This window comes from Sphingomonas parapaucimobilis NBRC 15100, from assembly GCF_000787715.1.
GTDB lineage: Bacteria > Pseudomonadota > Alphaproteobacteria > Sphingomonadales > Sphingomonadaceae > Sphingomonas > Sphingomonas parapaucimobilis.
Genome location: NZ_BBPI01000104.1, coordinates 1 through 14,322 on the forward strand (window position 1 = coordinate 1; position 14,322 = coordinate 14,322).

At 67.8% G+C, this 14,322-nt stretch carries 10 protein-coding genes; 3 read left to right on the forward strand and 7 right to left on the reverse strand.

Annotated features, from left to right (window positions below; translation table 11 throughout):
• The first annotated feature begins 262 nt into the window (after window positions 1-262).
• Window positions 263-2,647 carry a TonB-dependent receptor gene (locus SP5_RS17950; RefSeq protein ID WP_042491401.1) on the forward strand — a complete coding sequence of 795 codons (2,385 nt, stop codon included), beginning with the start codon at window positions 263-265 and terminating at the stop codon, window positions 2,645-2,647.
• Window positions 2,648-2,988: 341 nt separating this feature from the next.
• On the opposite strand, the gene SP5_RS17955 is transcribed toward SP5_RS17950, so the two are convergent.
• From SP5_RS17955 to SP5_RS17970, 4 genes are all read right to left on the reverse strand, one after another.
• Window positions 2,989-4,272 (reverse strand): Hsp70 family protein, encoded by a 1,284-nt coding sequence (locus tag SP5_RS17955; RefSeq protein WP_042491403.1) that lies wholly within the window; start codon window positions 4,270-4,272, stop codon window positions 2,989-2,991.
• Between the two features lie 172 nt (window positions 4,273-4,444).
• On the reverse strand, window positions 4,445-6,001 hold the full coding sequence (gene treF / locus SP5_RS17960) for an alpha,alpha-trehalase TreF (RefSeq protein WP_042491416.1): 1,557 nt from the start codon (window positions 5,999-6,001) through the stop codon (window positions 4,445-4,447).
• A gap of 13 nt (window positions 6,002-6,014) precedes the next feature.
• Entirely contained in the window at window positions 6,015-7,343 is a 1,329-nt protein-coding gene (locus SP5_RS17965; protein ID WP_042491404.1) for an ATP-binding protein, read from the reverse strand.
• 26 nt (window positions 7,344-7,369) lie between these two features.
• Complete coding sequence (locus SP5_RS17970; RefSeq protein WP_042491405.1) at window positions 7,370-8,038, reverse strand: response regulator; 669 nt, start codon at window positions 8,036-8,038, stop codon at window positions 7,370-7,372.
• 127 nt (window positions 8,039-8,165) lie between these two features.
• Between SP5_RS17970 and SP5_RS17975 the strand changes: the two genes are divergently transcribed.
• Window positions 8,166-8,846 (forward strand): hypothetical protein, encoded by a 681-nt coding sequence (locus SP5_RS17975; protein WP_042491407.1) that lies wholly within the window; start codon window positions 8,166-8,168, stop codon window positions 8,844-8,846.
• Between the two features lie 211 nt (window positions 8,847-9,057).
• Window positions 9,058-10,149, forward strand: coding sequence for a mechanosensitive ion channel family protein (locus SP5_RS17980; protein WP_052811634.1), 1,092 nt, complete (start codon window positions 9,058-9,060; stop codon window positions 10,147-10,149).
• A 94-nt stretch (window positions 10,150-10,243) separates the two neighbouring features.
• Here the strand turns inward: SP5_RS17980 and SP5_RS17985 are convergent, their stop codons facing one another.
• From SP5_RS17985 to otsB, 3 genes are read right to left on the reverse strand one after another with little or no spacing between them, the layout of a single operon-like run.
• A complete protein-coding gene (locus SP5_RS17985; RefSeq protein WP_042491410.1) occupies window positions 10,244-11,656 on the reverse strand; it encodes an alpha,alpha-trehalose-phosphate synthase (UDP-forming) in 1,413 nt (470 codons plus the stop codon).
• A complete protein-coding gene (locus tag SP5_RS17990) occupies window positions 11,653-13,431 on the reverse strand; it encodes a glycoside hydrolase family 15 protein (protein ID WP_042491412.1) in 1,779 nt (592 codons plus the stop codon). Before SP5_RS17990 ends, SP5_RS17985 begins: the two co-directional genes overlap by 4 nt.
• Window positions 13,431-14,204 carry a trehalose-phosphatase gene (otsB, locus tag SP5_RS17995; RefSeq protein WP_245613541.1) on the reverse strand — a complete coding sequence of 258 codons (774 nt, stop codon included), beginning with the start codon at window positions 14,202-14,204 and terminating at the stop codon, window positions 13,431-13,433. Before otsB ends, SP5_RS17990 begins: the two co-directional genes overlap by 1 nt.
• Window positions 14,205-14,322 lie beyond the last annotated feature (118 nt).

Genomic DNA, 14,322 nt, shown 5'->3' on the forward strand with positions numbered 1-14,322 from the left:
ATCTTTTTTTATCCTCCCCTGCAAGGGGAGGGGGACCATGCGAAGCATGGTGGAGGGGGATGGCCGCCAGGGAAGCACCTTGACGAAGCCCCCCTCCGTCAGGGCTTCGTCTTGCCACCTCCCCGTGCCGGGGACGATCGTACCCCCAAAACCACAACTTCACCCCGTCATAAATCGGTCATTACGCTGTCGCTACGGTGTCATGCCCCGGCCCCATGCGCCCGCTCCATTGGGTTAACGAGCCATTTGGGGGCCAGGATACATGGTGAAGTTTCTGATCGGCGTCGCGCCGCTGGCGCTGATCGCATCGGGTGCGTCGGCGCAGACGCTGCCCGCACAAGCCGCCGTCACCGCCGCTGATCCGGTCGCGACCGATTCCACGCCGCCCGAGGGCGAGCAGGCCAATGTTCCGGCCGATGTCGTCGTGCTCGGCTTCGGCCAGAGCCGTCAGGTGCAGACGATCACCGCCGCCGATCTCGACCGGCTGACGCCGGGCACCTCGCCGCTGAAAGCCATTTCCAAGCTGCCGGGCGTCAATTTCCAGGCGGCCGACCCGTTCGGTGCTTATGAATGGTCGACCCGCATCTCGCTTCGCGGGTTCAACCAGAACCAGCTGGGCTTCACGCTCGACGGCGTGCCGCTGGGCGACATGAGCTATGGCCCGACCAACGGCCTGCACATCAGCCGCGCGATCATCTCCGAGAATATCGCCTCGACCAGCGTCGCGCAGGGCGCGGGCGCACTCGGCACCGCCTCGACCAGCAATCTGGGCGGCACCATCCAGTTCACCAGCCGCGCGCCCTCCGACACCGCCGCGATCGCCGCGTCGGGCACCTATGGCAGCAACGATACCGTTCGCGCCTTTGTCCGGGCCGACAGCGGCGATCTGGGCGGCGGGCTGAAGGGTTATCTGAGCTATTCCTATCTGACCACCGACAAGTGGAAGGGTTTCGGCAGCCAGCGCCAGCATCAGGCCAATGCCAAGGTCGTGAAAGATTTCGGCGATCGCGGCTCGATCACCGGTTTCTTCAACTTCTCCGACCGTCGCGAGAACGACTATCAGGACCTCAGCCTCGATATCATCAAGCGTCGTGGGTTTTATAACGACAACATCACCAACAATTATCCGCTCGCCATCCTCTACGCCAAGCAGGCGACCAACGGCGCGGCGGCGGCCGCCTATGCGGCGCGGAACAATGGGTCGCTGACCGGCTTCACCGCGCCTTATGCGGGCGTCGCCAACGGCCTGCCCAGCGGGATCACGCTGGACGACGGTTATTATGACGCCGCCGGTCTGCGCCGCGACTATCTGGGCGGGATCACCTTCGCCGCCAAGCTGACCGACGCGCTGTCGCTGACCTCGACCAGCTATTATCACCATAACAAGGGGCAGGGATCGTGGATCACGCCCTACAGCCCGACGGTAGCGGGCGCGCCCAATGCCGACGGCACGCCGATCACCAACCCCGCCCCGCTGTCGTTCCGCACGACCGAGTACAGCCTCGACCGTGCCGGGACCATCGCCAAGCTGGCGCTGACCACCGGCATCAACAAGCTGGAGCTGACCGGCTGGTATGAGAGCAACACGCTGCACCAGGCGCGTCGCCTCTATGGCATGACCGATACCGCGACGCCCAACCGCAGCGCGCTGGATTTCCAGAGCAATCCGATGGCGACCGTCTGGAACGGCAAATACGATACCGAGACGCTGCAATATTCGGTCGGCGACACGCTCGACATCGGCCAGCTGACCATCAATGGCGGCTGGAAGGGGATGCGGGTGCGCAACCAGGCGAACACGCTGGCGGGGACGCTGGCGCGCGGCCGGATCAAGAGCGAGGACTGGTTCCTGCCGCAGGTCGGCGCGGTGCTGCACCTGGGCAACCGGGCGGAAGTCTTCGCCAGCTATACCGAGAATATGCGTGCCTTCATCGCCGCCGCGACCGCTGCGCCCTTCTCGATCAGCCAGGCCGCGTTCAATGCGGTGGCGAACACCGTGCGGCCCGAAAAGTCGAAAACCGCCGAGGGCGGCGTGCGCTATCGCACCGGCGGGCTGCAGCTTTCGGCGGTCGGTTATTATATCGACTTCTCCGACCGCCTGCTGACCTATTCGGTCGGCACCGCGATCCAGGGTATTCCGCCGACGCTGAACAATGTCGGCGGCGTGGAAAGCTATGGCGCGGAGGTTTCGGCCTTTTACCGCCTGACCCCGGCCTTCTCGGCGCTGGCCAGCTATTCCTACAACCATGCCACCTATCAGCAGACGGTGCGCGACGGGTCGGGCAACCTGCTGGCCGAAAAGGGGCGCTATGTCGTCGACACGCCGCAGAATATGGTCAAGGGCGAGCTGGTTTATGACGACAGCCGCGTCTTCGGCCGGGTCGGCGCGGACTATATGTCGAAGCGCTACTTCACCTATCTGAACGACCAGTCGGTCGACGGGCGCGTGCTGGTCGATGCCAGTATCGGCTATCGCTTCCCCAAGGAATGGGGCGGCTTCTCGATCGAGGGCAGCGTGACCAACCTGACCGACAAGCGGTACATCTCGACCATCGGCACCAACGGCTTCACCGCCAGCGGGGACAACCAGACGCTGCTCGCGGGCGCGCCGCGCCAGTGGTTCGTGACGTTGAAGAAGGGGTTCTGAAGAACCGTCCTTAGCCTCTGGCCGCTCCCCTCCCGCAAGCGGGAGGGGATGGGGGAGGGCAAGGGGTCTCACCGAAACCATCGCCTGTGGCCTTGCCCCCACCCCAAACCCCTCCCCCCTGCCGGGGGGAGGGGCTTTTTGGCCAGACACTACTCGCGGGCGCGCCGCGCCAGTGGTTCGTGACGTTGAAGAAGGGGTTCTGAAGGCCACCGCTAACCTCTAGCCGCTCCCCTCCCGCAAGCGGGAGGGGATGGGGGAGGGCAAGGGGTCTCGCCAGAGACCATCGCCTGTGGCCTTGCCCCCACCCCAAACCCCTCCCCCCTGCCGGGAGGAGGGGCTTTTTACACCGCCCAGGCCCCGATATCCGGCTGCTCGCCGATCAGCGCCAGGCCGTGCGCGATCGAGGTCAACTCACCGCCGGTCGCGATCTTGTCGCCGCCGAACCGGACCTCGAACATCCGCCGGATCGCGGGCATCAGCGAGGTGCCGCCGGTCAGGAACACCCGGTCGATCGCGCCCGCCTCGGTCGCCGCCGCCGTCAGCGCCCGGTCGACCGCCTGCTCGATCCGCGCGAGGTCGGGCGCGATCCAGCTTTCGAAATCCTTGCGTGCGACATTCGCCTCGATCGACAGGCCGCCACCCTCGAAGCGGAATCGTGCCTCTTCCGCCGCCGACAGGTCGCGCTTCACCCGGCCGACCGCGTCGTAGAGGCGATATCCCTGTTCCTCCTCGATGATCGCGATCATCCGGCCGATGGCGTCGGGGTCGAGCGCGGCGTGGCGCAGTTTCTCCAGCTCGGCCAGCGTCTTGCGGTTGCGCATCAGCGCGAGGCGCGACCAGTCGCCGAAATCGGCGAAATAGCCGCGCGGGATTTCGAGTATCTTGTCGAACGAGCGATACTTTCCGCCCGCCCCCAGCAACGGCAGGACGAGATGATCGATCAGCCGCTGGTCGAATCGGTCGCCCGCGATACCGACACCGGCATGGCCCAGCGGCTCGCAACGCCGATCCGCGCCGGGCGCGGCGATGCGGACAACGGAAAAGTCGCTGGTGCCGCCGCCGAAATCGGCGACCAGCACGGTGGCAGGCTCGGTGATGCGCGAGGCATAGCTGAACGCCGCGCCCAGCGGTTCATAGACATAATGGATCTCCGCCCCCAGCCGCGCGAACATCGCGTCATAGCGTTGGCGGGCTAGCGCTTCGTCGGGCCGGTGCCCGGCATATTCGACCGGCCGCCCGACCACGATCCGCGCCGCCTTGCCATCGAGCGCGCCGCCGCTGCGCGCCGCCATCCGGTCCAGAAAGGCACGGCCCAGCTCCTCGAAGCGATAGCGTTTGTCGAACACGGTGGCATGCTCGAACACGGGCGAGGCGGCGACCGACTTGAACGACTGGATGAACCGGCTGCCCCCCGGAAAGTCGAGATATTCGGCGATCGCCCACGGCCCCGCCTCGACCTCGATCCCGTCATCCTCCCAGAAACACAGCGCCGAACGGAAGACCGGGTCCTCGCCTTTCGGCGCCTGAAGGGGGACGAGATGGGACTCGCCGTCCGCGGCATGGGCGACGACCGAGTTGGTGGTGCCGAAGTCGATACCGAGGATGCGGGGTGGGGTGTCGGTCATGCGGCGTCCGCTACACGAAGCGGGCGCAGAGGGGAGGGGGTTTTCTATTCTTCTTGCTCCCCTCCCGCAGGCGGGAGGGGTTGGGGGAGGGCAGGGCCACAGGTAACGGTCTCTGCGAGACTCCCGTCCCTCCCCCCAACCCCCTCCCGCTTGCGGGAGGGGGAGCAGAAGGTCATCGCGCCAAATCCGGCCACCGTTCCAGCATCGCCGCCGTCACGCCGTTGGTCCAGCCAAAGCCGTCCTGCGTCGGATATTCCCCACCGCCGCCGGGCTTGCGTTCCTCGACGTCGTATTTCTCCAGCAGCTTGCCCGTCTCGGCATAGGTGCGCGCAACGGTGGCGATCCAGCGGCGGGCGATGTCCTTGGCCAGTGCCTGTTCGCCGTACCGCCCCAGCCCCTCGACCGCGATCCATTGCAGCGGTGCCCAGCCATTGGGCGCATCCCATTGCTGGCCGGTGCGCAGGGACGTGGTGCGCAGGCCGCCCTCGCCGACCAGCGTCGCGCGGGTGGCGGCGGCCACCGCGCGTCCCTGTTCCGCGCTGGCGAGTCCGGCGAACAGCGGGAAGAGCGACGCGGCTGTCCGCGCCGTCGTCGGCCGCTTGGCCACCCGATCCCAGTCGGCATAGCGCTTCTCGCCCGCGACCCAGAGATATCGGTCGATCGCCGCCTTGCGCCGCGCCGCCATGTCGCTGAAACGTTTCGCCATCGCCACATCCCCGGCGGCGGTCGCCCGGGCGGCGATGCGGGTCTCGGCCATCCACAACAGGCTGTTCAGATCGACCGGCACGATGTCGGTCGTGTGGATCGTCTCCAGTCGCATCGGATCGGCCAGCCAGCGCGAGCTGAAGTCCCAGCCCGATTCCGCCGCCGCGCGCAGGTCGCGCTGGACCACGCCAGCGGCACGCGGCTTTGCCTTGGCGGCAGTTTCGCGATCCTCGCGCCAGCTTTCGTCGCGGGGCGTGTCGCGCGCATCCCAATAGCGATTGAGCAGGCTGCCATCGGGCATCCGCACGACGTGGGCGCACGCGCCGCCCGCATCGAGGCAACTCGCCCCCGCCATCCAGTAATCATGCTCGCGAACCAGCGCCGCCAGCCGCCGCGTTGCCAATGCGGGATCGCGATTGTCCGACAGGTCCATCATCAGCGCGAGGAAAGGCGGCTGCGACCTGCTGAGATAATAGGTCCGCGTGCCGTTGGGGACATGGCCGTAACGTTCGACCAGATCGACGAAATCGGCCAGCATCGCCTCGATCAGCGGAGCCTGCCCGTCAGCCTTCAGCCCCAGCATCGTGAAATAGCTGTCCCAGTAATAAATCTCCTGGAAGCGGTCGCCCGGCACGACATAGCCATGGTCCAGCCCCAGCGCCGACGACCCCGCAACGGGTGCGAAGGGTGCGCGGCCCAGGATCGGCCAAAGTTCGCGGATGCGCTCGCGCAAGGGGGGCTTTCCTTGCGTGTCGCCGCGCACCGAGAAATAGCGGCGGACGAAGGCGGCCAGCGCGGCCTTGCCGATCGGCTTTTCGCGGGCATAGGCGGCCATGATCGCTGGCGGAGCCTGACGCGGCACCGCGTCGGCAAAGGTCTTGCCGTCGGGAAACACCTGCGCCTCCTGCACCGCGCCGAACAGCGGGCCGTAGATCTCGGCGGGGGAGGGCGGCGCATTCTGCGCCTGAAGCAGCAGGGCGAGCGCGGGCAGCAGGACCAGCGGGCGCATGCGATTGGCGATCATCATCCTCTCCTGATTATTCGGTTCGCGCGGCGCGGGGCAGCAGGACGGTGGCGGACAGGCCGCCGCCCGGCGCTTCGTCCAGCATCAAGGCGCCGCCATGCAGTTCGGCCAGTTCGCGCGCGATGGCGAGGCCAAAGCCATGCCCGTCGCCGCGCTCGTCCAGCCGCGCCCCCGCCTGCGTCGCGCGGCGCCGGTCGGCCTGGGGGATGCCGGGGCCGTCATCGGTAACGCTCAGCCGGATTTGGCGTCCCTTCGTCACCGCCGCGATGGTGACCTGATGACGGGCATGGCGTGCGGCATTGTCGACCAGATTGCCCGCCACCTCGTCCAGATCCTGCGCGTCCATCGCGACCGACAGATCGCCGGCAATGTCGGTGGTGATGCGCACGCCCCGATCCGCATGGATACGCGCGATGGCGTCGGCGAGGTCGTCCATCGCAGGCCGCAGCGGTGTTGCGGCGCGGCTGGTGCCCAGCTGCACCCGCGCGCGGGCGAGGTGGTGGCGGATGGTGTCGTCGATCCGCGCGACCTGCGCGGCGCGGGGCGGATCGTCCGCCAGGTCGAGCGCCAGCGTCGCCACCGGCGTCTTGAGCGCATGCGCCAGATTGGCCGCCGCCGCGCGCGCCGCCGCCAATGCGCGTTCGCTGTCGGCGGTCAGCGCGTTCAATTCGGTGGCGAGTGGCTGAAGTTCGGCGGGCTGGTCTTCGTCGACCCGCGCTCGCTCGCCGGTGCGGATGGCGGCCACCTCTTCGCGCAACCGCCGCAGCGGGCGCAGACCGAGCCGCAACTGGATCAGGCTGGCGGCGGCGAGCAGCACGCCCAGCCCCGCGAGCATGGCGAGCAGCGGCACCAGCGCGGCGCGGATCGGCCGCGCCACGACCGCGCGCGGGGCGGCGGCGGTGATCGTCACGGTCCCGCGTGTCGAGGGAATGGCGATCTGGCGCGCATGAACGCGGACGCCCTGTTCGGTACGCCCCTCGGCCGGGCGGGGCGGCGCGACGGGGGCGGGGCCGCCGGGCGGGGGGGCGGGGGGCGGACCGCCCTCGACAGGCCCGGGCGGATGCGGTGCGGCGAGCGGGGGGAAGTCACCCGATCCGATCACCCCGTCCGGTCCCGCGATCCGCCAGCGCCAGCCGGGTTCCGGCTCCAGCAGCCCGCGACGCTGGTCGATGCGGGCGCGGTCCACCGCACCCTGTCTGTCGACGGCCGAGGCCAGCACCGCGATCTCGGAGTCGAGACGCTGGTCCAGCCCGCGCGTGACGATCCCCTCCAGCGCACTCGCCAGACCCCAGCCCGCGAGAAGCAGCGCCGCCAGTATCGCCGCCCCCGAAATCAGGATCATCCGGCCGTGAATGGACCGGGCCAGTCTCACGCGGCCTCTCCGGCAGTCAGGCGATAGCCCATGCCCCGAACGGTTTCGATCAGGTTGGCGCCGATCTTCTTGCGCAGGCGGCCGACGATGACCTCCAGGCTGTTGGAGTCGACATCGGCATCGCCTTCATAGACGCGCTCGAGCAGTTCCAGCCGGGGGATGACCGCTTCCTTGCGCAGCATCAGCGCCGACAGGACGCGCCACTCGAAGGCGGTGAGTTTGAGGGGCAGGCCATCCAGCTCGAACTGCCCGGTCTGGCTGTCGAACGACAAAGGTCCGCAGGTCAGCCGCGGTTGGGCATGGCCCGCCGCGCGGCGAACGAGCGCGCGCAGCCGCATGACCAGTTCCTCGACGCGGAAGGGCTTGGTCAGATAATCGTCCGCGCCCGCCTTGAACCCGGCCACCTTGTCCGACCAGCCATCGCGCGCGGTCAGGATCAGGACAGGCAGGGCGCGCCCGGCCTCGCGCCATTGCCGCAACAGGGTCATGCCGTCGCCATCGGGCAGGCCCAGGTCGAGCACGGCCGCGTCATAGATTTCGGTGTCGCCCGCATGGCCCGCATCCACGCCGCGATCGAACAGGTCGACCGCGCATTGTTCCGCGCGCAGCGCCCGCGCGATGGCGGGACCCAGGGCGGGATCATCCTCGACCAGCAGAATCCGCATGACGTGTCCCTTGTCCCCTTATCGCCCCGCTATCCTCGCACAGCCTAAACCCAATCTGAACCGCGCGGTTCAGCGGGCATCGGGGCGAATCACCTAAAAGCATCTCCATCAACCAAGGAGATCGACAATGTCTCGTTTCCCTATTCCGACCCCCCGTCTGCAGGGCAAGGCGCCGCTGGCCGCCGCCGCGGCCGTCCTGATCGCACTGGGCGCGGGCGGTGGCGCCGCCGCCGTCTCGATGACCCGGCCGACCGTGACCATGGCCCCGACCGTCCAGACGCCCATCGCCAAACTGTCCTCGACCAGTGGCGTCGTCACCGCCAAGGGGCGGGTGGCCGAAGTGTTCGGCGACCATTTCGTCGTGCAGGACGGCACCGGCCGGGCGATGGTCGCCAGCAACCGCGATGCGATGCCCGCGGTCGGCAGCAACGTGATGGTGCAGGGCCGTTATGACGACGGTATCATGCACGCCCAGTATCTGGTGGGGCCGCAAGGGACGGTCACCCCGGTCGGCCCGCCCCCGCCCCCGCCCCCGCCGGGTGGTCCGCGTGGCCCCGGCGGTCCGCGCGGTGATGGCCCGCCCCCGCCTCCGCCGCCTCCTGGCGGTCCGGGCGGACCCGGTGCCCCGGGTGGTCCGGGCGCTCCCCCGCCGCCGCCGGGTGGCCCCGGTGGTCCGGGCGCGGTGCCCCCGCCCCCGCCCCCGCCGGTGAACGGTGTCGCGCCGCAGGGTGCGCCGGTGCCGCCGCCCCCGCCGCCTGCCGGTGCTCCGGCTCCTGCCCCCACGGGTGCGGTGCGCCCGGCGCGGTGATCGGGGTTTGACGAAGACGCCCCCCGGCTATGGTCGGGGGGCGTTTTTTTGTCTTGGGAGGGGGTGGGGCGTGGCCTTCGACTGCGCTCAGGCGGAACGGAGGTTGGGAGTGGGACTCGTCCCTCGACCCGTTCCGCCCGAGCGCAGTCGAAGGCCAAGGGAATCCCGCCCCCGCAAGGAACCTTCACCCCTCCTGACCCTTTCCCATCCCATGCGCTGGCTTCGATCGCTCGACATTCCGGCCGAATGGCTGTGGCTTCAAAACCTGACGATCATTGCGGTCGCGATCCTGATCGCGGTGGTGGCTCACGCCGTCGCGATGCGGATCGCCGGGCACGCCGCGCGGCGGACGGCCAGCCAGAGCGATGACCTGGTCCTCGAACATATCCGTCAGCCCTTGCGCTGGGTGGCGATCGCCATCGCGGTCAGCTTCGCGATGCGGCTGGTGCCGATGTCTAGCGACGGGCGCGAAATCTGGCGGCAGGCATTGGGCTTCTGTGTGCCCGCGCTGCTTGGCTGGCTGGCAGTCTCTGCGCTGCGCGCGTTTCAGGGCGTGGTCTATCTACGCGCCGATATCAGCGTCGAGGACAATCTGCGCGCCCGGCGCAAGCGGACGCGGGCACAGATATTGGGGCGGATCGGCATCTTCCTGATCGTGTTCCTGACCGTCTGCCTGATGCTGTTGAGCGTTCCTGGCATCCGCACCATCGGCGTCACGCTGATGGCCTCGGCGGGTATCGCAGGCCTGGTCGTCGGTGCCGCCGCCCAGCCCGCGCTCAAGAACCTGATCGCGGGTGTACAGATGGCCTTTACCGAGCCGATCCGCCTCGACGACGTGGTCATCATCGATAACGAATGGGGGCGGATCGAGCAGATTCACCTGACCTTTGTCGTGGTCCGCATCTGGGACGAGCGGCGGCTGGTGGTGCCGGTCGCCAAATTCCTGGAGAACAGCTTCCAGAACTGGACGCGCGAGACCAGCCAGTTGCTGGGGTCGGTCTTCTGGTATCTCGATCCGGCGGCGGACATTCCCCGCCTGCGCGAGAAGATGGGCGAACTGGTCGAGGCGAGCACGCGCTGGGACCGGCGCTTCTTCAACATGCAGGTGACCGATGTGAAGCCGGATTCGATCGAGGTGCGCGGGCTGATGACCGCGCGCGACGCCTCGACCGCGTTCGACCTGCGATGCGAGATTCGCGAGGGGTTGCTGGAATATATCCGCCACGAGATGCCCGAGGCGTTGCCGCGTCGGCGGCTGGAGCATTCGAATCCTCCCCGGCACGGGGAGGGGGACCAGCCATAGGCTGGTCGAGGGGGCGTGCCTCGAGCGATGTCCTGAGCGGCCATCCCCCTCCACCACCGCTTCGCGGCGGTCCCCCTCCCCGTGCCGGGGAGGATCAGTGGGCCGCCGCCTCGATCGCCTTGGCTTCTTCCACCCCGTCCCCGCGCAACGCGGCGAGGAACAGCTCGCACCACCAGAATACGTCCTCGCGCCGGACATTGTCGATCAGGCTTTCCCAGCGTCGGATGCGCTCGGCGCGCGGCATGGTCAGCGCCTGGACGATCGCGTCGGACATTTCCTCGGCGCTGTAGGGGTTGATGAGGACCGCATCCTTCAACTGCTCGGCGGCGCCTGCAAAGCGCGACAGGATCAGCACGCCGGGGTCCTCCGGGTCCTGCGCCGCGACATATTCCTTGGCGACAAGGTTCATCCCGTCGCGCAAGGGCGTGACCAGCCCGATCCGTGCCGCGCGGTAGATGCCGGCCAGCACCGGGCGCGGAAACCCCTTGTTCACGTAACGGATCGGCACCCAGTCGATATCGGCATATTCGCCGTTGATCCGCCCCGACAGCGAGTCGAGATTGGCGCGAATCTCCTGATAGGTGTTCACCTTCTCGCGGCTGGGCGGTGCGATCTGGAGCATATAGACCAGCGCGCGCCGCTCCGGGTTCTGCGCCAGGAAACGCTCATAGCCCAGGAACCGCTCGGTCAGCCCCTTGGAATAGTCCAGCCGGTCGACCCCGACAATCAGGCTCCGACCCGTCGCCGACATATACATGCGTTCGCGCGCGAAACGGGCGTCGTGGCCGCTGGCGGCTTCCTCGAACTCCCTGGTCTCGATGCCGATCGGCGCGCGGATCGCCTGGATGGTCTTGCCGTTCCACGTCACTTCGCCATTCTCGCCGAGCGTGCCGCCCAGCTCCTTGGTGACGTAATCGCGGAAGCTGTCTAGCCAGTCCTCGGTATGGAAGCCGACCACGTCATAGGCGAAGAGCGACTCGACCAGCTTGCGATGGCTGGGCAGCGACATCAGCAGCCGCACCGGCGGCCAGGGGATGTGCAGGAAAAAGCCGATCCGGTTCTTGAACCCGCGCTGGCGCAAATAGCGACCCAGCGGAATCAGGTGATAGTCGTGGACCCAGACCAGATCGTCCGGCTCGATCAGCGGCTGCACCGTCTCGGCGAAGCGTTCGTTGACGCGGGCATAGCCGGAGTCGAAATCGCGCTCGAACTCGGTCAGGTCGATCCGGTAGTGGAAGAGCGGCCACAGCGTCCGGTTGGCATAGCCGTTATAATATTCGTCGATATCCTGCTCTTCCAGATCGATGGTCGCGGTGGTGACGCCGCCGCCCTGCTGGAAGTTGATATGGCCGCTGAACTGGTCGGTGGTCTCCCCCGACCAGCCGAACCAGATACCGCCCTGTTCGCGCAACGCCGCGAGAAGCGCGACCGCCAGCCCGCCCTGATTTCCGCCCGGCCCGGTGGTGGGCGGCTGGACCCGGTTCGAGATGACGATCAGGCGACTCATCGCACGGCACTCCATGGTTTACTCAGCAGGACGGCGCAGTTGATCAGGCCGACCAGCGAATAGGTTTGCGGGTAATTCCCCCACAGCTCGCCCGTATTCGGGTCGATATCCTCGGACAGCAGTCCGGCGGGGGTGCAGCGCGCCACCATCTCCTCGAACAGCGCGCGGGCGTCCTCGTGACGCCCGGTAACATACAACGCCTCGATCAGCCAAAAAGTGCAGACATTGAACGCGGTATGCGGAAGTCCGAAATCATCCTCGGTCGCATAGCGCAGCATGTGGCTGCCCCGGCGCAGCCCCTTTTCGACCGCATCCAGCGTCGAGCGGAAGCGGGGATCGTCGGGCGACAGGAAGCGCAGGTCGAGCAGCTGGATGATGCTGGCGTCCAGATCGTCGCCGCCGAAGGTCGCCGACATGCGCTGCGTCTCGGGACGCCAGGCCGACTGCTCGATCGTCTCGCGCATCAGGTCGGCGCGCTCCTGCCAGAAGGCGCGGCGCTCCTCCAGGCCCAGCGCCTGCGCGGCATTGGCGAGGCGGTCGCACGCCGCCCAGCACATGGCGGCGGAGTAGGTGTGGACATGGCTTTTGGTGCGCAGTTCCCACAGGCCCGCATCGGGCTGGTCGTACTTGGCCCAGGCGCGCTCACCGACGCGCTCCAGCGAGTGGAAATCCTCCACCCCCGACATGCGGAACAGGCGCGTGTCGAAGAAGGCCTGCACGTCGGACAGCACGATCTGGCCGTACGCATCGTGCTGGATCTGCTCATAGGCCTGGTTGCCGACCCGGACCGGCCCCATGGCGCGATAGCCGGGCAGGTTCGTCTCGATCCGCTCGACCAGCGTCGCCTCACCGCCGACGCCGTAGAGCGGCTGGATATGCCCGCCCTTCGCCGCATCGACGATATTGCGCAGATATTCGAGATAGCCCTCCAGCACGTCGAGCGCGCCCAGCCGGTTGAGCGCCTGCACCGTGTAATAGGCATCCCTGATCCAGCAGTAGCGATAGTCCCAGTTGCGCCCCGAATCGGCATGTTCGGGCAGTGAGGTGGTCAGCGCGGCGACGATCGCGCCGGTTTCCTCATGCTGGCACAGCTTCAGCGTGATCGCGGCACGGATGACCACCGCCTGCCACTCGACCGGCGTGGCGAGGCCGCGAACCCAGTGATGCCATTCATGCGTGGTGCGTTCCAGCATGGCGCGGCATGCCTCGCTCAGCACACCGGCAAAGCTTTCGTCGGGGCCGAGGAACATATGGATCGGACGTTCCAGCCGGAACCACTGTTCGGCGGCGATATGGCCGACCGGCGCGTCGGTCGACAGGCGCAGCGTCTGCTGCGTCATCAGATAGCGGATATGGTTGGACCCCTGGGTCCGCTCGGTGGGCGTGCCCCAGTCGGTCGCGACGCGAAGGGCAATGCGGATGCGTGGGGAGCCGATCGGGCGCACGATCCGCACATAGCTGGTCGGCCGATAGACGCGGCCTTCGCGCGCGAAACGCGGGCAGAAATCGGTGATCTCTATGCCGTTGCCCCGGTCGTCCATGTGCGTCGTGACCAGGATCGGCGTGTTGCGAAGATAACCTTGGGTGGTCGAGACCCGGTCCTCCAGGTCGATCGACCAATAGCCCGTCTCCGGCTCGCCATCGCCCAGCAGCGCGCAAAAGGCCGGGTCGCCATCGACGCGCGGCACACAGCCCCAGACGAAGCGGCCCTGCGAATCGACCAGCGCGGAAACCTGGCAATTGCCGATCGGCCAGAGGTTCATGTCCTGTTGCATTATTCGGCGTTCTCCAGCGCTTGGGCGAGCCATTCATGGACGGCGGCGACATCGGGCAGGCGGTAACGGGCGGCGGTTTCGCGCATCGGACCGACCAGCACCCCCGCGCCACCCAGTGCGGCGGCGGCGGCGAAGCCGTCCTCGTCGGTCACATCGTCGCCGAAAAAGATCGGGACGGTGCCCCGCATGGCGGGCGCCTGCATCAGCATCTCGATCGCCTGGCCCTTGTCGCCGGGCAGGCGGATCTCGACCATCATCTTGCCAGGTTGCAGGGTCAGGCCATGCCGCTCGGCGATGGCGGTGGCTTCGCGCAGGGCCAGCGGTTCGGCCTCGGGTTTGCGACGGTAATGGAGGCCCGCACCAAAGCTCTTGGTTTCGAAATACAGGTCATGGGCCTCGGCCACCGTGCGCATCTCATCCGTCGCGGTGGCAAGATTCGCGGGCTTGTCGGGCTGGACATGGCCGTCCCCGGGGGAGCGGCGTTCCGCACCATGGCTTCCCGCCAGCGTGAAATGCTGCGCCTGCGGGCCGAACAGCGCGTCGAGCTGCGCGATCGAACGGCCGCTGACGATGGCAAGGCGGCCGGGCATATGCGCGGCGAGCGCGTCCAGCCGGTCGGAAAGCGCGACGCCGACATGCACAGCTTCGGGATTGTCGGCGAGGTCGACCAGCGTACCGTCGAAATCGAGGAACAGGCTGTCCGTCGCGGACAGGCGGGGCGGGGGCGGGGCGAGGTCGACCAGCATGGGCGAAAGCATAGCGGATGCGGACATGCCAAGTGAACCCATCCCCGCCGCTCCCGTTCCGCTGCGCTGCCGAAATGATTACGGAAGGGGGATGGCCGAGACGTTCCACCGCTGGCGGCTCGGCGCACCCCCTCCCGCAGGCGGG